Origin of the sequence: Nostoc sp. ChiQUE01b, from assembly GCF_034531255.1 — a bacterium.
Classification (GTDB): Bacteria; Cyanobacteriota; Cyanobacteriia; order Cyanobacteriales; family Nostocaceae; genus Nostoc.
The window spans coordinates 115,652-133,750 of sequence record NZ_JAVRBM010000008.1 but is presented as its reverse complement, the minus strand read 5'-3'; the positions used below and the strand labels follow the sequence as shown (position 1 = coordinate 133,750).

The window sequence follows — 18,099 nt, the reverse complement described above, 5'->3', positions numbered from 1 at the left end:
TATCGTGCCGACTTACTTATTCGGGCATTGGATACCTAACTCAATCGCAGAAATGAAAGTTTACAAAAAGCTCTTTTAGAGAGTCGATCTTGTATTTTAAAAGAGTGGCAGACTGCCGCAAAGCTTTTGAGCAGGCGGAAATTCCAGACCCAGCCTTTTGAGTCTAGTTGGTAAAATTAAAGGAAATATTAACTCAACTTCAACTAATGCAGCAAAAGTATGGTATATCAGGTTGAGATTACCTCAATTGCAGAAGCCCTAATTTTTCCATTAGGTATTCTCATTGACTTAAAGCTATTGAAAATTAGATTGTGGAAAAAGTCACGATTTTTCAGGACTTGAGGACTTACCGTGAAAAATCAGGTTAGCAAGGAAGTATGGTTGTTAGCACATTCTCACAAACTAGCTCAACAGGTTTATGAAAATTAGAGCAATTATTCATCCAGCAGAAGAAGGCGGCTATTGGGCAGAGGTTCCCGCGCTTCCTGGTTGTATTACCGAAGGAGATACCAGAAAAGAGGTAATGGTTAATTTAAAAGATGCTATTGAAGGTTGGCTTGAAGTTGCCAACAGTCGTAATGCAATTTCTACTATTTCAGCGATCGCTATGGTACTTTACCACTGCCTATCTAGTTTGTCAGGCTATGAAAGATTATCATAGGGTGCTATTAAAACTTGAATTTGAACTCGAAAAAGTTAACTAGAGCGATCGCACTTTGCTCCCACCCCACGCGATTGCAAACAACCCCAACAGAGTGCAAGCAGAGATAATTTATAGTATGACTTTCGTAACGATTAACAGCCATGACAGAGCTACTTGAACAAGCGATCGCTAAACTGAAAAATTTGCCTGCCAATGAACAAGATGCGATCGCGGCAATGATTTTGGAAGAACTAGAAGATGAACGCTTTTGGGATGAAGCTTTCACACGTTCCCCTGACGTACTTGCTTTCCTGGCAACCGAGGCAATGGCTGAATACCGTGCAGGTAAAACTCAAGAGTTAGATCCAGATACATTGTGAACTCACGTATAACCGCTCAGTTTCCTCAAGAGTTTGCTTCACTACCTGAGCAAGTTCAACAGCAAACCCGTGAGGCATACTGCCTCTTCAAACAAGATCCGAGCCATCCAAGCTTGCGCTTCAAAAAAGTACATCCAGAACTACCAATTTATTCAGCACGGATTAGCAAAAGTTATCGAGCGGTTGGACAGTTAGATGGAGATACGGTTATTTGGTTTTGGCTTGGTTCACACGCAGAGTATAATAAGTTGCTCTCTGGGTTGTAGCGACACAGTGCGATCGCATTCCTGATTTTGATCATAAGATGAGTGCTTACTGTGCAGGAATGGTGGCAAAATCTAAAGCAGAATTAACGTCAACCAGTATATTGTGTTTTTGCTGAGTGCGATTTCCAGATAATTTATAAATATTCAAAAAATACTTCAGGCACTAATCTGAATTCCCCAGATTTCAAGCGAGAGATATTTATCCATAACGCTCTATGTTTATGATGTGGCGATTCGGAAAAAACTAAACTTTCCAGTTGATAAAATTTGGAATCAGCAAAGTCACATTGATAAAGCTGAATAATTTCATGACCTTGCCTACCATTAAATGTAAACAGGTTCTCTATACAACCTAAATATTTAATATTCGTCAAATCTGCCTGAATTTCTTCTTGAAACTCGCGTTGTAAAGCGTCATGGCTAGTTTCGCCAAATTCAACACCACCGCCTAAAGCACGATAAAATGTCTCTTGTTTTACGGGGTCGTAGCCTTCAGAAAGAAATATGCGTTCGCCATCCCGAATTAACCCCAAGGCTATTACCCGAATTTCGCCTGCTTTATTCATTTTTATAACTAATTATCGTAAATAGACTGAGGACGAGTTTCGCTATCCTCAATAGGCCAATCTGGATTTTCACCACCGATGTACAATTCTTCAATGGTGACATATTCCTGACTTAGCTGTGTGAGAGCGTTGATTAAAATATCCAGAGCGATCGCATCACTGGTTCCTAAGTCAAACCAACAACGTCCCCACTGTCCCTCATATTCAAATTCACCAATGTTATGCATCAGTGCTAGCAGGCTTTTGTTATACCCTTGTTCATCATAATTCATATAGCTAATATCGAGTCCAGTGTCCTGCACTTGAAGATTCTCTGCATTAAATGCACCCAATTTACCCAGATAAAACCAGGAATTGAAAGCTTCTTCTACATATTGCTTTTCACGCGCAGAAGGATTTGTGCTGAATTTCAGCCAAATCCACATATCAAAAGGATTAATTTCGCGAAACTGAATCTCCATTTTGGTCTAATATCTCAATTACTCTTCTGGAAATAAGCATATCAAAATGGGGAATGGGGAATAGGGCATTGGGCATAGAAAATAGAGAAAAAACTTCATCGCCAATGCCCAATTATTCAGGATTTTTCAGGCTAACAGCATTTTTGCGTTCACGCTCAATTTGTTTGACTAAATCGCCTGGGAGTTGGGATTTTTTAGCCAATGCTTTGTCAAAATTAGCGATCGCTTCCTGGATTATCTGCTGGCTTTTTTCTTTTTGCCCCAGTCGTTTAAGGATTTGGGCTTTGAGATAATAAATTTCTGGATTATCTGATGTAGTTTTGATCGCTCGGTTGACATACTCTAGTGCCTGTGGATACCTTTTTAAATCCCGGTAAGCAAGAGCAATGCCCCGATCGACTAAATAGCCAGGAGCAGCATTTTGTTCTAAACCTCGAATTGCCTGATCTGGGCTAGCAAAAGGCAAATTAACCGCTAATAATAAATCCATATAACCCTTAATTAAGTTCAGTTCTGGATCGTTGGCAGAAATTGCTTCGGCTTTGTCTAAATATTTATAAACTTGTCGCAGCCGACTCAAGGCTTGGGGTACATCGTTGACTGTACCTTCACGGCTGATAACTACTGCACCTTCTAAAAAATGACCTACAGCAGTGTATAAATTACCACGCAATGGATCGCTAGGAATCAGTTTTTGTCCTGTTTCTAGAGTTTTCTGACTGTAGGTGTCAAGTTTAGCCCAATCCTTATTTCCGTATGCTAAAGATGCCTTCATCGCATAAGCTAGAGGTTCATTTGGCTCTTTGGTTAGTGCTTGTTGCAGATAACGATCTGCTGCTGGATAGTTGCCCTGTTGGAAAATTGCTTTAAAAGCTGCTTCTGTTTGGTCGCCAATTTGATGAGGTTCGCGATTGCGAAATGGATCGCCAGCTAGAGAGGGATCTACCCACAAATTAAGTGCGATCGCAGCTGCAAAAGCAGTCTGAGCAAAGGTAGTGAGTTTAGCAGACACTACTAATTGAGGCGAAGAAAACCTTTTAGTCATTTTAACCTTCGGAGGATGTTTGAAAAGTAATGACTGGACGTAGGTCAACAGAACGTGGACGACCTGTTGAGCTTTCCGGTGGGATAAACTCGATAGTAATTCCCATTGTTCCAAATTCAGGTTGCTTGGGTAAGATTTAGACATGGCTTTCGTAACACTGTCGCATTTGTTTCTACTGACACAGTACCGTTACGCGAACTTTTTTTGACTTTCCAAACATCCTCTTAGAATGATACCTTTGTTGTTAAGATTGGGATTGAGTTTTGAATAAACTGCGAAAGAGTTAGGTTTGAGTCTAGAGGAGATTCAGCAAGAAATGCAACAACAGTTTCCAAGTCAGGATACGTAACCTACAATTACAGCAGAATTCAGAGTCAGAATGGGCTACGCTCCGCAGCGCTAACAGAAGTAAAACAGGCTTTATACGTGGCTTTGAGACTTAGCTTGTGTACCTCACTTTCCTTAAAATTTGCTGTATCCTCGATCGCGAATTTTCCTACATATTCTTGCTATTTTCCACTCCCATAATTTTTAATTTTTTCTATGATTTCGCTCTCTCCTATTCTTCAAGCTAGACTCTCCCAACCCTTAAAGATTGGCTCTTTCGAGTTAAAAAGTCGGGTTCTCCAGTCGCCTCTATCTGGAGTCACAGATATGGTGTTTCGCCGTCTAGTGCGTCGCTATGCACCAGATTCAATGATGTATACCGAAATGGTAAATGCTACAGGGTTGCATTATGTCAAGCAATTACCCAAAATCATGGAGGTAGATCCCAACGAACGCCCGATTAGCGTTCAACTATTTGATTGCCGTCCAGATTTCCTGGCAGAAGCAGCAATAAAAGCGGTTGCTGAAGGTGCTGATACTGTTGATATTAATATGGGTTGTCCGGTTAATAAAATTACTAAAAATGGTGGTGGTTCTTCGTTGTTGCGGCAACCAGAAGTAGCAGAAGCAATTGTGCGGGAAGTGGTAAAAGCTGTTGATGTACCTGTGACAGTAAAAACCCGTATTGGCTGGAATGATCACGAAATTACTATTCTCGACTTTGCCAAGCGAATGGAAGATGCCGGAGCGAAAATGATTACGGTACATGGACGCACCCGCGCCCAAGGGTATAACGGTAATGCTCGTTGGGAATGGATTACCCGTGTAAAAGAAGTGCTTTCTATCCCAGTGATTGGGAATGGAGATATTTTTTCCGTTGAAGCGGCAGTGAAATGTTTAGAACAAACTGGCGCTGATGGCGTCATGTGTTCCCGTGGGACTTTGGGTTATCCCTTTTTGGTGGGAGAAATCGATCGCTTCCTAAAAACAGGGCAGATATTACCGACACCTACACCGATTGAGCGCTTGGAATGTGCAAGAGATCATTTACAAGCTTTGTGGGAATATAAAGGCGATCGCGGTGTACGTCAAGCCCGTAAGCACATGACTTGGTATGCTAAAGGTTTCGTTGGTGCTGCCGAACTTCGAGGACAGCTAAGTTTGGTTGAAAAAGTAGATCAGGGTTTGGCAATGCTTGACAAAGCAATTGAAAAATTAGCTAATGGTTATGAACTAGAAGAAGAAGCACAAGGTAGTTTGGTAATGCTTTAAAAAGTTGATTTGATCACTAGCTTGGGGTGATATCGTTGGTTGATGAAAGCGAGCGTATTTAGGGTTGAGACAATCAGAACGATTACCAAGCCATCCACCGCCAAGTATGACCTGAACACTTATACTTTGTTTCTATTGGCAAAATCAAAGTATCCAGGCTGCACACGTTTGGCAGAGATCATGTAATTGCCCAGGCTGGACGATGATGAATCCAAGGGTTAGCCGCTTCTAATTGTGCTGCTAGGCTGATGATTGTGGCTTCAGCAGCAGGTTTACCAATTAGTTGCACACTGATGGGTAAACCCTTACTGTCAAAGCCTACAGGAATTGCGATCGCAGGTTGTCCAGTTGCATTCGCAGGCGGACAAGGGGCAACCCACTCAATAATATTTTGGAATGTCTCTTCTGGACTCAGCGAAGCCCATTCCCCAATGCGGATGGGTGAATGTAGATAAACTGGCAATACCAGCACATCCACGGTATCGAAAAACGCCACAATTTGACGCGCTACTACCTGCATTTGGGAAACTGCTTGCAGGTACTGGGCAACAGAACCTGTGCGTGCAAATAGCCAGCGATTCAATGGCTGTAAAGCCTCAACAGGAAGTCCTGATGCGGCTACCCCAGCTTGCCAAACGATTTGAAATGGTTCAACTAAACCACTAAAATCTGGGGATTTTTGTTCAACGTGGTGGCCGAGTTGTTCTAATAACTGGACTGTTTGGCGGACACCTTGCTGACAGTTCGCGTCAGCTTCTCCCAAAGGAGAAATGCTAGTTTCAAAGGCAATTCGCAAAGCACCAAGTTTTGTCTCAGTTGCAGCGAGAAATGATGCTTCAGGATCGGGCAACCAGTAAGGATCGCCTGTAATATAGCCAGAGATGGCATCCAAAAGGGCAGCAGCATCAGTGACAGTGCGGGCGATTGGCCCGTTGACGGCAATTCCAGCGAGGCGTTCGCCTACAGGTGCTTTACTCACTCTGCCCCTAGATGGTTTAATTCCCACCAAACCACAACAAGCCGCAGGCCCCCGAATTGAACCACCGCCATCAGAACCTTGAGCGATCGCACACAATCCTGCTGCTACTGCCGCCGCTGCGCCACCACTGGAACCGCCAGGGGTGTATTCTAAGTTCCACGGATTTCGTGCTGGGAGAAAACCCGCAGGTTCACTGTATGGAAATGAACCTAATTCGGAAGTGGCTGTTTTACCGAGAATAGTAAATCCAGCTTGCTTAATCCTCGTGACAACTCCATCATCATAGTTAGGGATATTGTTCAGTAATGCCGGATTTCCATAAGTACAGGTAACACCTGCTACAGCATTGAGGTCTTTAATGGAAATCGGCACGCCAAAAAATGGCGGTAGTTCTGAGGTAGTTGTCAATAATTCTGTTTTGGCTTTGGCATCTGCGATCGCTAATTCTGCCGTCACTGTAAAATAACTTCCTAATTGGGGATTTAATTGCCCAATCCGTTCTAAATATATTTCTACCAACTCTAGCGGTGATATTTCCCGGCGACGAATTAATTGCGCCAACTCTAGTGCTGGGGTAAATGCTAAATCAACTTCATTCATAGGTTAGTGAATGGGTAATTTTGTTTTTATCTGGGATTTTTAAACTGAAATTGTTACTTTAGCAGAATTTCCGGGAACTATACATTTTATGGCTCCTGGTATTTGTGACTCATTTAGGATGCTCAGATGCAATAGGCGTGCTTATATTCTTACTCAAGCCATTTTAATTGTTTCGCATAAACTTTCGACAAATCCCTAAGAGGTATTTATGGCTAACCTAGAAATACTTGTTAGTGAATTGCCAACATTGATTCAAAGTCTAAAACTGACTCTTGGCGATTCTAATGAAATCATCGAACAAATTATCCTGATTAATAATGCTCAGGAAAAACTACGAAATATTAAAAAATTAGTCGCTCAAGAATTGAGATTTGAGAATGTCAAAAATTCTGCGATCGCTACACTTCCTCGAATAAATACAGTAGCTAATTTATTTATACCTACTCTGGGATTAATAGATTCAGCCATAACAGAAAAATTTGGAAATTCAGAAACTAAAATTTCATTGACCGATTTACAATCAAAACTTGATGCTTGGATTGAATGGGGTTATTTTTTGCAAGCAATAGCAGCTGATATTCTCAGTGATATTCAATTAGTAAATCAACTAAATTCTGATATTATTCATTTAAGTATATCCAATGAATTTAAAACCTTAAATGAAAGCTTACAAATTGACTTAGACTTGGGTAAAGCTAATATTTTACAACATCAAATTGAAAAAATTAGCAATTGTCAAAAACAATTATTACAGTTACAGCAAAAATTAAATTATATTTTTCATACAATTAAAAATAGTCGCAGCTTATTAAATATTTTATTAGGTGTATCAGCTTTTTATGGTAAATCTGGTTTCGCTTTAGAGTGGTTAGATGATGACCACGAATTAATTATATCGAGTGAGGGAAAATTCCAAGAATTAACAGATATTCTCAATGATTGTGATTTATTTCAAGAACAAATTGCTACTTTAATCATTCAGGGTGACACTTTAAGCGAACAGGCAGAACAAGCCATAAAAAAGATTGAACAGGAAAGTAGTAATGAACCAGTTATTAGCCAGCAAGTAGAAGTAGTACCAAAGTTTTCAACACAAAAAATAATACATTCGGCTTTACTCATAGCCTCAAGTTTATTAATCTTAGGTTTTGCTGGTTGGAAAATTAAAGAGCAAAGTCCACAATTGCAGCAGATGAGTCCAAGTTTAACTCAAGCAGGAAGTACGTTCGTCCCAGACGATGTCGGAGCCGTCGCCAAGTTTAAATCTGCTCAAAAAATCGGTATGGAGGCTGCTTCTTTGGTTCAAAAACCACCGCATCCTCTAAAAGTCTGGCAACAAGCACAAAACAAATGGCATCAGGCAATAAACTTGCTAGATAGCATTCCTAATGAAACATCAGTTGATGACCAGGCAAAGAAGAAATTGGCTTACTATCAGATTAACTATAAATATATCAGTCAAAGAGTTTTAATTGAAAAAAAAGCTGTAGCGAACTTAGAATCAGCCCAAAAACTAGCAATAGAAGCTAATTTATTTGTCCAAAATTCGCCTCATTCACTACTAATTCGGCAGCAAGTACAAGATAAATGGCAGCAGGCAATCAATTTATTAGAAGCAATTCCAGAGAGTACGTCTGTCTCTATACAGGCTAAAGAAATGCTTCCTATTTATCAAACTAATTACGCGGCTATCAGTAAAATAATTTAAAAGTAAAAGACTATAATAATCTTATTTTATTTGTCAAAATTGCAGGTTGCAGATGCCCAACTTTTTTAATAAATCGGGCATCTTGTTTATTGTAGCAGTGACACAACTAATTAATTAACAAAAATATGGCGAGTCAAAATACTCATCATCTCCCCAGGATTTGCAGTCGGTAAAAGTCGACTCCACTCGCCAACCTCTGCAAATTGCAAGTTATGCAATGTGTGAATTATGCTAATCACTCCTCGACGAGAACCGATTACGAGAATTCTGATAGATTCTTTGCCGAAAATTGGATCTTTAGAAGCTTTAACAGCAACAAAAGCAGAGTTTGATTGGTTAGTATCCGCTAGAAAGCTGTTAGGCATTGCTTTCACCTAATTCCTATTCAAAAGTAATATTCACTGTATCTGAATATCAAAACTGAGAAAATCCCCACAATTCTGCGAATATTTACTAACTGATGGGTTTCTGACATAATCAATGGTATGGGAAAAGTAGGAATTGCCCTCAGACAAACCTTAGAAACTTATAACATTAGCCAAAATAAACTATCAGTCATCATGAGAGTTAAACCTTTCGTCATTTTCCGCTGGTATCATGAACAGACAGACCCCAGCGGTGAAACAATCCTCAACATTGCTAAAGCACTCCAAAGCATCGAACCAGCCGCCGCTGGCGAATTTATCAGGCTATATGCAGGGGACTTCCTTCCAGACCAAGAAAAGTCCTAGAATCGCCGCGTTCAAAAAATAAAGAGGCAAATCGCTTTCTTTTGACGCTTCACCTCTGTTAAAAACATCTAATTTCAACTAACAATTACACCTTAGAACGGTCAGTCAAAATCTCATAACCTGTCTCTGTCACTAAAACTGTATGCTCAAACTGAGCCGACAAAGAATTATCCATAGTGACTGCTGTCCAACGGTCAGATAATGTTCGGGTGTGTCTGGAACCCGCATTTAAAATTGGCTCAATTGCCAGCGTCATCCCCGCACGGAGTTTAACATTTGGCATCTCGCGGGTACGGTAGTTGAATACTGAAGGTTCTTCGTGCAGGTTACGACCGACACCGTGTCCAGTGAACTCTTCAACTATACTAAAGCCGTTAGCTTTCACATGATCTTCAATTGCTCCAGCTAAGTCAAGCAAGTATACACCAGCCTTTACTTGCTCAATGCCTTTATATAAAGCTTCTTCTGCTACGCGAATTAATTTAGCAGCTTCTTGCGTCACTTCACCGACAGCAATTGAAATGCAAGAATCACCGTGAAAGCCTTGGAAATAAGCGCCCGTATCTACTTTTAATACATCCCCAACGCGAATCACTTTCTTGGGACTAGGAATGCCATGTACTGCTTCATTATTAATGCTGGAGCAAATAGAACCAGGAAAACCGTGATATCCTTTAAAACTCGGTGTTGCACCCATTTCGCGGATGCGTTTTTCTGCATAAGCATCCAAATCAGCTGTTGTCATTCCTGGCTTTACTAGCTCGGAAATCTCTTTTAGGACAGTTGCTACAATTGTCGATGATTGCCGCATGATTTCAATTTCACGCGGCGATTTAATTTCAATTCCTCGGCGCTGTTTTTTTGCAGGTGCAGGTTGAGTCGCTTGAGAAAGTAAGTTACTGAAAATGTTCATGGGAAATTAATAATTACTGGTGGCTCTGACGCTGAAGTCTCAATGCTTTCTCTGGGTTAATTGAGAAATAATATCTATAATTTAAGTTATTTTAATCCCTGATAGGGATTCTTCTATTTTGGGCGCTAATGTATATAGAATAACATATTTGCATACTCCTAATTTGTCGGACTTGAATCAAAAATGCCCTAAGTTATTTTTCACGATACACTATGGAAGTTAGTATAGTTTTGTCTAAAATTGTGATGAATTGAGAGTTGAAATTTAAACGCAGAGGGGCACAAAGGTACGCAGAGAATTTAATGAAATGTTGTATTTAACTCAATTATTTTTGATTTTTAATTCTTGATGGCAATCTCTCCAGTCATACCTGCTTCTGTATGTCCTGGTATTGTACAACGTAAGCCATAAGTACCAGATTTCAGGGGCACAAATACCCATTCGGCTTCAGCACTGGGCTTGAGTTCCAGTTCGTGAATGGCTCCTTTGATTTCTACTTTGCCTGCTTCAACTTTTTGTGTCCAGATGCCATCGGCAAAATCTTTAGCGGTAAAATAGTGTTTCAGTTGGCTGGGATTAGTAAGCCGTAGTTGATAGCGTTTACCAACCTCAAATTCCAAATGATTTGGCTCAAATTTGAGTTCGTTAGCTGCATTACCCAAGCAAACTGTAATTTCTGTAGCTGGTTGCTTAAGCAAATCGCCAGACAAATTCGCCGCCATTGCTGGAGTAGCAGCGATGAAATTTAAAGTTAGAAGCAACGTTAATATCACGTAGTTACGCCGTAATATTTGTACCCAAGCAGGAATTGTGAAAGTAAGGGATTTAATTACAATTTCGTAAAAATAGTTATAAATTGTCATCACTAATTCTTAAAAGGCAATGCTGATGAGCAGGAACAATTAAGAAATGGCGGGAAAAACCACTTTACCCATTCTTTATATTATCCATGCTCAGTGCCCATCTTTACCTAATACTTTTCTCTGCTAATACAGATGGCCCAGCAGTAACGACTACGATTTGATCTGGATGGAGTAACTCACGAGCCGCTTGATTAACTTGGGTAAGGGTGACTTTCTGGATTTTATCAGTAAAGGAGTGCAATTCTACTTTATCTAGTCCATACACTTCATTCATCAGAATTTTATCTGTTAATTCCTCTGGATTTGCCAGGGAAACGTTGTAGTTGCTGATGAGGGTGCGTTTAGCTGTTTCTACTTCCAGTGCAGTTACACCTTGTTGATGGATTTGTTGTAGTATTTGGCGGGTGCTAGCGATCGCTTTACTGCTATCTTCAGGACTAGTCTGCATCTCAATCAAAAATGTCCCTACATTCTTGCCGACTTGGAAAGAGCTATAAATTCCATAGCTCAAACCTTGACGATCGCGCACTTCTGCACCTAGTCTACTAGATAAAGTATCGCCTCCCAAAATCTGGTTCAATACTAAGGCTGCCTGAAATCGAGGATCGTAACGGTTAATGCTTGTGTAACCCATATAAGTTACAGCTTGGGCTTTATCTGGTAAAACTGGGTTGACACTCACTATTTTCTGTGGCATTGCCACCGAGGGATATTTTAATACAGGTGCTTGATTGCTAACTTCCCAGTCTCCAAACTTATTTTTAATCAGCGATCGCACTTTGTCTAGATCAAAATCTCCCACCAGGGCTAGCACTGTTGTATCTGAACGATAATGTTTAGCTTTGAAATCAATCACATCCTGGCGCTGAATCTGCTGTAAACTCTCCTCTGTGGGAAAGGTGTGTAAAGGATGTTTTTTCGGATAAATTGATTGAACAAATACTCTTCTGGCTACTTCTGATGGCTCATCTAATTCCAGTTGCAGCTCAGTTAAAGTTTGTTCACGATGCAATTCCAACTCTTTGGTTGGAAAGGTACTATTTTTAACAACATCTGCCAATATCTCTAAAAGTATCGGCAAATCCTCTGCTAAACTATCACCTTCGATATGCACACCTTCGCGGTAGGTTTGAAAGTCTAGACTTGCCCCTCGTTCTCCTAAGACTTTAGCAATAGTAAAAACATCCTTGCTCTTAGTGCCATTTAGCAAATTATCTGCCACAAAAGCAGCCAATCCAGCTTTATTTTCTGGATCAAATTCTGTCCCAGCTTGAATATAGCCGCTCAAGGTAACGGTGGGAGTACTTTGATCGGGTAATAGTAATATCCGCAGTCCGTTAGTCAATTTAAATTCCTGTGGTAAGACTTGGGCAATCGCATCTATAGCCAAATCCACGGGTGGTAAGTATTTCATCACCTCAGAAAAAAGCACAGGTGCGCCAGGAAAGAAGTTTTCTGTAGTTTGGGCTGAGTCTGGTTTGTCAGCAACTTCTGTTATTCGCTTCTGGGTTGGTTCAAAAAAGCCTACTGTCCGCGTTTCTTTTGTCAAGTATTTGTTAATCACAGCAACAACATCCGTCGGCTTCACCAGATGAACAGCTGCCAAATAGCGGTCTGTGTAGCGATAATCACCAACAGTTGTCTCATCAGTGCCCAATCGCATTGCTTGAGAGGTGATATCACGGTTACTCAAAATTACATCTGCTGTTAATTGAGTTTTAGCTCGTTCTACTTCCTCAGATGTCACACCTTTTTCTGCTAGATTAGCGATCGCACTACTCAACATTGAATCAATTTTTTTCAAATCTTGTTTAGCTCCAGCCGTTACCAACAACTCATACCAGCCAGATTCTCGCAAACTGGTGACGGATGCTGTAACTTCACTAGCTAAACCTGATTCCACCAATGCCTGATAAAGTCTAGAATTCCGTCCCTCTGTCAAGATGTAATCCATCACATCCAGCGCCGGGACATCCGGTTGATTGGCATCTGGTAGTGGATAGACAACTTGTAACAGCCGTCCTGCTCCCGGTTCTCGCAATACGATGGGAGTGCTGAGTGCTGTTAGCGGAAGCGGGGCGTTTAGCCCGTGCTGAGTACTGAGTGATGGAGATAAGGGAGAAATAACTCCTGCCTCCTGCCTGGGTAATTTGCCAAACACCTCTTTAACTATTTCCAGGGTGTTTGCTGTTTGAAAATCTCCAACAATCACTAAGACGGCATTATCGGGAGTGTAAAAATTGCGGTAATATTTTTCTACCTGCTCTACTTCAAATTTCTCGACATCAGCTTTAGTACCACCTACAGGCAACCCGTAAGCATGATTGGGAAACACCGCCTTCATGACAGCGCGGTTGAGACGATATTCTGGACTATTTTCGTAACCCTGCAACTCCGAAATTACTACCCGCTTTTCACTCGCTAATTGCTCTGGCTCAATCTGGGAATTTCGCATTCTGTCTGCTTCCAGCACCAAGAGCGCTTTCAGCTTGTTTCGTTCCACAGTACCGTAATATGCGGTTTGATCGTAGCTGGTGAAAGCATTGGAATCACTACCTAAAGCACTAAACAAACGTCCAAATTGAATTGGACGGTTTCGAGTACCTTTAAACATCATGTGTTCCAACTGGTGGGCAATACCATTCACGCCCGGTTCTTCGTTACGTGAGCCAACCTTGTACCATACCTGCACCGTCACCACTGGCGCAGTATGCACTTCCTTTGTCAGGACAATTAGACCATTCTCCAGCACTGTCTTGCGGACATTTTCTGTCAGTGTTGAGGGCATTATTCTTTTTGCTAGCAAGGTTGACTGATATTTTTCTTTGTTAGTAGATATAGCTGGATGTTGGCTATGAGCAGGTCGATCGCTCAACCAAAAAACAGCTACTAGCCATAAACTTAAAAGTAATAACGGCAAAGGATATTTATAAAATTTGGAATAAAATTTGGAAAATCCATACATGTATTTAGCAGTTTTGTCTGTAAATTAAGTTACATAACTATTTTTGTGAGTGACTACACTTTAATCTGGCAAAAAAATCTGTGACTTCAGTAACAATATAGAAAAACAACATATTAGCAACAAAAGTCATAAAAAAGCTAAATTATGCGAGTTTTGCTAAAATCCGAATGAATTCCAGAGGTAAGCCATCAGTATCAGCGATGAAAGCTACTTCATAAATGCGATCGCCTATTTGCTGTTGTGTTGGTTCTAAAAGCACCTTCAACGGTTCTAATCCTTCGGTTTGACTCTCAGCCGCTAGGGACGCACGTTCTTGTAAACTTGTCAACCAGCTAGGTAAATCTGGTGTAATCTCAGTTAAATCGAACGAGAGATGATAGTATCCCACATAATGTTCGTCAGCAAACGCATCTGGGGCTGGTTTTGGTTCAGGAATTTGGATCAGTTCAATTCTGCCGCCCAATCCTTCCATCCAGCAAGCTAGGGTGTAGCCGGTAGTAAAGCGTTCTGAAATTGTAAACCCTAAAAGTTCGTAGAAAGCGATCGCTCGATGAATATTCGCAGTCCGAATAGAAGCGTGGTGCATAATTAGTTACTTGTTCTTTGTCACTTGTCCTTTGTCCTTTGTTTAGGTACTTTTAACTAAATCCAATTCTTCTTTTGGAAATGAGAGAAGTATGAGCAGTGGTTTTTGCCATGAGTGCAGCCCGCCCGTAGGTATCAAAACTTCAGAGCGTCTCGCCTACCCATAACCAAGGGCGGACAAGATGTCCACCCCACAAGATTGGATAATTTTTTCTTGGTAATTCCTTATTCACTAACGACCAATGACCAATGACCAATAAGAAATGACAAATGACAAATGACCAATGACCAATGACAAATGACCATTACTCAAACAACCTGAAATAAGGGTAGCGTACAGGGACACCAGGCTCTTTTTCCAAGTCAAAATTAATCACTTCCCAACAGGCATCATCTGAGGTATCGGGGCTAAACTCCACGGGTAAGCCGTACAATCGCGCAGCAGTAGCTTCTGGTTGTCCAGAACGCCAAGGCGTGCTGCGTTCTAAATAGCCGCTCATCAATTCTTGATAGCGTCGAGCAATAATCACTCGTGTTGCTCGAAAGCCTTGGGTATAGAGCTTATCTAATGCTTCGTGAATTTCAAAGCGAATACCATCAGGATGAGTATGTTGTCTATACCATTCATTATTCCACCTCCGCCAATGACGCCCCGATTGCAAATGGATTAATTCTCCATTTTTAGGATTAGCTTCAAACGCGCCATGACGAGGACACAAATAGGTATCTGTTAGTGTCAGCGCCGGAATAGTCTGGCGACAATGGGGACACTGTATTTCCGGCCCAAACATCGGGTACTGCAAACCTGGATTCATCATGAAGTGCGTACAAACATAGTTTTGTCTTCACTAGCACTAGTGGGTTGGATTATACACTTCGGCTCAACCACTTTGGGTTACTTGCTCACTGCTGCAAAAACACAGAGTTGCGGCAGGAACAATGTTCACTAGTGTTTTCCTCAGCGTAGAGGCTTGACGCTGTGATATCTTGGTTGTGCAACCAGCCTCAAAGGTTGGAGTTTCTCCAGTGTTCCTGTGTACCATATTCATATTCTATCGTGTCTACCGCTTCTTACTGGACATCTCCTGATTTTTCTCAAGCTGCCTTCATTGCGGGCAATGCTGTTGTTATCGGTTCGGTAAATATAGCAACAGGAGTGAGCATTTGGTATGGAGCAGTGGTGAGAGGAGATGTAGAACGGATTGAAATTGGCGAATACACCAATATTCAAGATGGTGCAATTCTACATTGTGATGCTGGTTTTCCAACAATTTTAGAAGATCATGTTACCGTAGGGCATCGCGCTGTGATACATTCTGCTTACATTGAGCGTGGAAGTTTGATTGGGATTGGCGCAGTGATTTTAGATGGGGTACGAGTGGGCGCTGGTAGCATTATCGGTGCTGGCGCAGTCGTAACTAAAAATGTACCGCCTTTGTCCCTAGTTGTCGGTATTCCTGGTAAAGTATTACGCCAAGTCACAGACGTTGAAGCCGCAGAACTGATTGAACACGCTAAACGTTACCAAAAGTTAGCTTTAGTTCATGCTGGTAAAGGTACTGATATTGGTTTTAGCAAGGCTTAGGGAGTGGGGAAGCTGGGGCCCCCTCTGGGGATAAGGGGTAATGGGGAGCAGGAGAGCAGGGTAGATGAGGGAGAAGAATTAATAACAAATGACAAATGACAAATGACAAATACCCCATAATTTAAACATTCTTTACATATCTAGTTGGAAAAGTTGCCCACTTCAGCTAAAAATAAAAATGAGAGCAGTTGACAAAACTTTAATTTCTAATTAAGAGAGGGGTTCTAGATATGGATATCGATTTCCGTATAGCGATCGTTTTAGCACCAGTTGCCATTGCTGCTGGCTGGGCAGTGTTTAATATTGGTGCTGCGGCTTTAAGACAAATTCAAGGCTTTTTGGATCGGGAAGCCTAAATTCATTAATCGGGGATTGGGTATGGGGCATTGGGGACTGAACATTGGTTATTTCTCCCTCATCTCCCTTACCTCCCTCATTCCCCCACTCCCCATTACCCCTTATCCCCAGAGGGGGCCCCACCTTCCCCACTCCCTACTCCCATTCCTTGGATATAGATTCTGTAATACAACCATTGCAACGCTTTGGTGTCCATCTGGGACTCGATCGCATTGTCAATCTATTGGCAAATCTCGGCAATCCTCATCACCAAGTCTCGGTAATTCATGTTGCTGGCACTAATGGCAAAGGTTCAGTCTGTGCCTATCTTTCCTCGGTACTCACTGAGGCTGGTTATCGTACAGGACGTTACACTTCCCCCCATTTAGTTGATTGGACGGAACGTATTTGTCTGAATGAACAGCCAATTTCCTCAGAGGAATTGAGTCAATTATTAGAAAAAGTCCAAGCGGTTATTCGTCATCAGGACGAATCGGCAACTCAATTTGAAGTAATTACGGCGGCTGCTTGGTTATATTTTGCCCAGCAACAAGTTGATGTGGCTGTGGTAGAAGTTGGACTAGGAGGGCGCTTAGATGCTACCAATGTCTGCTTGGAACCTTTGGTTACGCTTATTACTTCCATTAGCCGGGAACATTGGCAGCAACTTGGCCCTACCGTCGCTGATATTGCTAGAGAAAAAGCAGGTATTCTCAAACCTGGATGTCCTGTTGTGGTTGGGCCATTACCACCAGAGGCAGACAAAGTGGTGCGATCGCGTGCCTTAGAATTACAATGTCCAATTTTTACACCTCAACCCGCCCGTGAAATCGCTACAGGATGGGCAGAGTATATGTGTAAAGCACAGGGGCAGAGGGGCAGAGGGGCAGAGGGAAAAATTAAAGAATCAGCCCATCACTCTATCAAATATCCGTTGCCGTTAGCGGGACAGATTCAGTTAACTAATTCAGCTTTGGCAATAGCAGCTTTAGAAATTCTCCAGCAACAGGGTTGGCAGATTTCAGAAGAAGCCATAACTAAGGGTATGGCCAAAACTAAATGGCCGGGGCGGATGCAATGGACTACTTGGAAAAACCATAAATTATTACTTGATGGCGCTCATAATACCGCCGCTGCCCAAGTTCTCCGACAATATGTTGATAGCTTAGACGCAGTTAACCCCAAGCCTGTAAATTGGGTTATGGGAATGTTTGCCGATAAGGATCATACTGATATTTTTACCGCTTTACTGCGACCAGGCGATCGCCTTTATTTAGTGCCAATACCAGTAGAACCTTGGCTGGGTAGAACTTCTGCTGACTTAGACTACTTATCAAATCTAGCTTACAGCCTCTGTCCAGAATTAAGCGATCGTCAAATCCATCCAGATTTATTCACAGCACTAGAAGCCGCAACCTCAACCGTTACCACAGACGATTTCATAATTGTGTGTGGTTCACTTTATTTAGTAGGCGATTTTTTAGCAACAACTATATCTATAAGTTCACTACAATGATTGTTGCAATAGCTTAAGCCTTTCTTATACATGTAAGAGTATTTGTTACAAAGGTTAAAGTCTTTCCAGCAAATAATTATACCTTTCCTGCAAATACTTAAGCCTTTCTTATATATGTAATAACATTTGGTGCAAATGTTCAAAGTTGAGATACTGATACCGTTGGCGGTGCTGGCAATGACGTACTCATAGGTGGTACGGGTGCTGGCAAATTCCTTTACAACACTGATGCTGCTTTTGCCCTGAGTGGTGTAGATGCGATCGCTGACTTCAACAGTTCTCAAGGTGATCAAATTATCCTAGATAAAACTACTTTTAGTGCGTTCCCGCTTCTCCTGTCGGAGACGCTACGCGAACG

At 41.6% G+C, this 18,099-nt stretch carries 19 protein-coding genes; 9 read left to right on the top strand and 10 right to left on the bottom strand.

Going from position 1 to position 18,099, the window contains the following annotated elements; genetic code table 11:
* Positions 1–418: 418 nt before the first annotated feature.
* The 3 genes from RMY63_RS08250 to RMY63_RS08240 all read left to right on the top strand — a co-directional run bounded on the left by RMY63_RS08250 (position 419) and on the right by RMY63_RS08240 (position 1,289).
* Entirely contained in the window at positions 419–661 is a 243-nt protein-coding gene (locus RMY63_RS08250) for a type II toxin-antitoxin system HicB family antitoxin (RefSeq protein WP_322728239.1), read from the top strand.
* A 143-nt stretch (positions 662–804) separates the two neighbouring features.
* Positions 805–1,023, top strand: a complete 219-nt coding sequence (locus tag RMY63_RS08245) for a hypothetical protein (RefSeq protein WP_322728238.1) — start codon at positions 805–807, stop codon at positions 1,021–1,023.
* A complete protein-coding gene (locus RMY63_RS08240) occupies positions 1,020–1,289 on the top strand; it encodes a hypothetical protein (protein WP_322728237.1) in 270 nt (89 codons plus the stop codon). The genes RMY63_RS08245 and RMY63_RS08240 overlap by 4 nt, the downstream gene beginning before the upstream one ends.
* Positions 1,290–1,423: 134 nt before the next feature.
* Here the strand turns inward: RMY63_RS08240 and RMY63_RS08235 are convergent, their stop codons facing one another.
* The 3 genes from RMY63_RS08235 to RMY63_RS08225 form a co-directional block, all read right to left on the bottom strand.
* A complete protein-coding gene (locus RMY63_RS08235; protein WP_322728236.1) occupies positions 1,424–1,855 on the bottom strand; it encodes an NUDIX hydrolase in 432 nt (143 codons plus the stop codon).
* Between the two features lie 8 nt (positions 1,856–1,863).
* Positions 1,864–2,316 carry a DUF3531 family protein gene (locus RMY63_RS08230; protein ID WP_322728235.1) on the bottom strand — a complete coding sequence of 151 codons (453 nt, stop codon included), beginning with the start codon at positions 2,314–2,316 and terminating at the stop codon, positions 1,864–1,866.
* Between the two features lie 112 nt (positions 2,317–2,428).
* Entirely contained in the window at positions 2,429–3,361 is a 933-nt protein-coding gene (locus tag RMY63_RS08225) for a Sll0314/Alr1548 family TPR repeat-containing protein (protein WP_322728271.1), read from the bottom strand.
* Between the two features lie 543 nt (positions 3,362–3,904).
* Between RMY63_RS08225 and dusB the strand changes: the two genes are divergently transcribed.
* The gene (gene dusB / locus RMY63_RS08220; RefSeq protein WP_322728234.1) at positions 3,905–4,960 is read left to right on the top strand and encodes a tRNA dihydrouridine synthase DusB; all 1,056 of its coding nucleotides are present in this window, start codon (positions 3,905–3,907) and stop codon (positions 4,958–4,960) included.
* Positions 4,961–5,138: 178 nt separating this feature from the next.
* Here dusB and RMY63_RS08210 read toward each other — a convergent pair whose 3' ends face one another.
* On the bottom strand, positions 5,139–6,539 hold the full coding sequence (locus RMY63_RS08210; protein ID WP_322728233.1) for an amidase: 1,401 nt from the start codon (positions 6,537–6,539) through the stop codon (positions 5,139–5,141).
* A gap of 208 nt (positions 6,540–6,747) precedes the next feature.
* Here RMY63_RS08210 and RMY63_RS08205 point away from each other — a divergent pair, with 208 nt between their 5' ends.
* Positions 6,748–8,247 carry a hypothetical protein gene (locus RMY63_RS08205; RefSeq protein WP_322728232.1) on the top strand — a complete coding sequence of 500 codons (1,500 nt, stop codon included), beginning with the start codon at positions 6,748–6,750 and terminating at the stop codon, positions 8,245–8,247.
* A gap of 110 nt (positions 8,248–8,357) precedes the next feature.
* Here RMY63_RS08205 and RMY63_RS08200 read toward each other — a convergent pair whose 3' ends face one another.
* Positions 8,358–8,612 carry a hypothetical protein gene (locus tag RMY63_RS08200; RefSeq protein ID WP_322728231.1) on the bottom strand — a complete coding sequence of 85 codons (255 nt, stop codon included), beginning with the start codon at positions 8,610–8,612 and terminating at the stop codon, positions 8,358–8,360.
* Between the two features lie 120 nt (positions 8,613–8,732).
* On the opposite strand from RMY63_RS08200, the gene RMY63_RS08195 reads away from it, so the two are divergent.
* On the top strand, positions 8,733–8,978 hold the full coding sequence (locus tag RMY63_RS08195) for a helix-turn-helix transcriptional regulator (protein ID WP_322728230.1): 246 nt from the start codon (positions 8,733–8,735) through the stop codon (positions 8,976–8,978).
* An 85-nt stretch (positions 8,979–9,063) separates the two neighbouring features.
* Here the strand turns inward: RMY63_RS08195 and map are convergent, their stop codons facing one another.
* The 5 genes from map to RMY63_RS08170 all read right to left on the bottom strand — a co-directional run bounded on the left by map (position 9,064) and on the right by RMY63_RS08170 (position 15,122).
* Entirely contained in the window at positions 9,064–9,891 is an 828-nt protein-coding gene (gene map, locus RMY63_RS08190; protein WP_322728229.1) for a type I methionyl aminopeptidase, read from the bottom strand.
* A 338-nt stretch (positions 9,892–10,229) separates the two neighbouring features.
* Positions 10,230–10,754, bottom strand: a complete 525-nt coding sequence (locus RMY63_RS08185; RefSeq protein WP_322728228.1) for a plastocyanin/azurin family copper-binding protein — start codon at positions 10,752–10,754, stop codon at positions 10,230–10,232.
* A 103-nt stretch (positions 10,755–10,857) separates the two neighbouring features.
* Positions 10,858–13,719, bottom strand: coding sequence for a pitrilysin family protein (locus RMY63_RS08180; protein WP_322728227.1), 2,862 nt, complete (start codon positions 13,717–13,719; stop codon positions 10,858–10,860).
* A 142-nt stretch (positions 13,720–13,861) separates the two neighbouring features.
* The gene (locus RMY63_RS08175; protein ID WP_322728226.1) at positions 13,862–14,305 is read right to left on the bottom strand and encodes a VOC family protein; all 444 of its coding nucleotides are present in this window, start codon (positions 14,303–14,305) and stop codon (positions 13,862–13,864) included.
* 304 nt (positions 14,306–14,609) lie between these two features.
* Positions 14,610–15,122, bottom strand: a complete 513-nt coding sequence (locus RMY63_RS08170) for a TIGR02652 family protein (RefSeq protein ID WP_292868208.1) — start codon at positions 15,120–15,122, stop codon at positions 14,610–14,612.
* A 239-nt stretch (positions 15,123–15,361) separates the two neighbouring features.
* Here RMY63_RS08170 and RMY63_RS08165 point away from each other — a divergent pair, with 239 nt between their 5' ends.
* From RMY63_RS08165 to RMY63_RS08155, 3 genes are all read left to right on the top strand, one after another.
* Positions 15,362–15,889 (top strand): gamma carbonic anhydrase family protein, encoded by a 528-nt coding sequence (locus tag RMY63_RS08165; protein ID WP_322728225.1) that lies wholly within the window; start codon positions 15,362–15,364, stop codon positions 15,887–15,889.
* A 230-nt stretch (positions 15,890–16,119) separates the two neighbouring features.
* Positions 16,120–16,245 carry a photosystem II protein Y gene (locus RMY63_RS08160; protein ID WP_229547922.1) on the top strand — a complete coding sequence of 42 codons (126 nt, stop codon included), beginning with the start codon at positions 16,120–16,122 and terminating at the stop codon, positions 16,243–16,245.
* A 149-nt stretch (positions 16,246–16,394) separates the two neighbouring features.
* Entirely contained in the window at positions 16,395–17,741 is a 1,347-nt protein-coding gene (locus RMY63_RS08155) for a folylpolyglutamate synthase/dihydrofolate synthase family protein (protein WP_322728224.1), read from the top strand.
* The last annotated feature ends 358 nt before the right edge of the window (positions 17,742–18,099 follow it).

Bases quoted from the DNA above. Each gene is read 5' to 3' on its own strand.
- RMY63_RS08250 (WP_322728239.1), top strand. From the start codon at position 419: ATGAAAATTAGAGCAATTATTCATCCAGCAGAAGAAGGCGGCTATTGG.
- RMY63_RS08245 (WP_322728238.1), top strand. From the start codon at position 805: ATGACAGAGCTACTTGAACAAGCGATCGCTAAACTGAAAAATTTGCCT.
- RMY63_RS08235 (WP_322728236.1), bottom strand. From the start codon at position 1,855: ATGAATAAAGCAGGCGAAATTCGGGTAATAGCCTTGGGGTTAATTCGG.
- RMY63_RS08230 (WP_322728235.1), bottom strand. From the start codon at position 2,316: ATGGAGATTCAGTTTCGCGAAATTAATCCTTTTGATATGTGGATTTGG.
- RMY63_RS08225 (WP_322728271.1), bottom strand. From the start codon at position 3,361: ATGACTAAAAGGTTTTCTTCGCCTCAATTAGTAGTGTCTGCTAAACTC.
- dusB (WP_322728234.1), top strand. From the start codon at position 3,905: ATGATTTCGCTCTCTCCTATTCTTCAAGCTAGACTCTCCCAACCCTTA.
- RMY63_RS08210 (WP_322728233.1), bottom strand. From the start codon at position 6,539: ATGAATGAAGTTGATTTAGCATTTACCCCAGCACTAGAGTTGGCGCAA.
- RMY63_RS08205 (WP_322728232.1), top strand. From the start codon at position 6,748: ATGGCTAACCTAGAAATACTTGTTAGTGAATTGCCAACATTGATTCAA.
- RMY63_RS08200 (WP_322728231.1), bottom strand. From the start codon at position 8,612: ATGCCTAACAGCTTTCTAGCGGATACTAACCAATCAAACTCTGCTTTT.
- RMY63_RS08195 (WP_322728230.1), top strand. From the start codon at position 8,733: ATGGGAAAAGTAGGAATTGCCCTCAGACAAACCTTAGAAACTTATAAC.
- map (WP_322728229.1), bottom strand. From the start codon at position 9,891: ATGAACATTTTCAGTAACTTACTTTCTCAAGCGACTCAACCTGCACCT.
- RMY63_RS08185 (WP_322728228.1), bottom strand. From the start codon at position 10,754: ATGACAATTTATAACTATTTTTACGAAATTGTAATTAAATCCCTTACT.
- RMY63_RS08180 (WP_322728227.1), bottom strand. From the start codon at position 13,719: ATGTATGGATTTTCCAAATTTTATTCCAAATTTTATAAATATCCTTTG.
- RMY63_RS08175 (WP_322728226.1), bottom strand. From the start codon at position 14,305: ATGCACCACGCTTCTATTCGGACTGCGAATATTCATCGAGCGATCGCT.
- RMY63_RS08170 (WP_292868208.1), bottom strand. From the start codon at position 15,122: ATGATGAATCCAGGTTTGCAGTACCCGATGTTTGGGCCGGAAATACAG.
- RMY63_RS08160 (WP_229547922.1), top strand. From the start codon at position 16,120: ATGGATATCGATTTCCGTATAGCGATCGTTTTAGCACCAGTTGCCATT.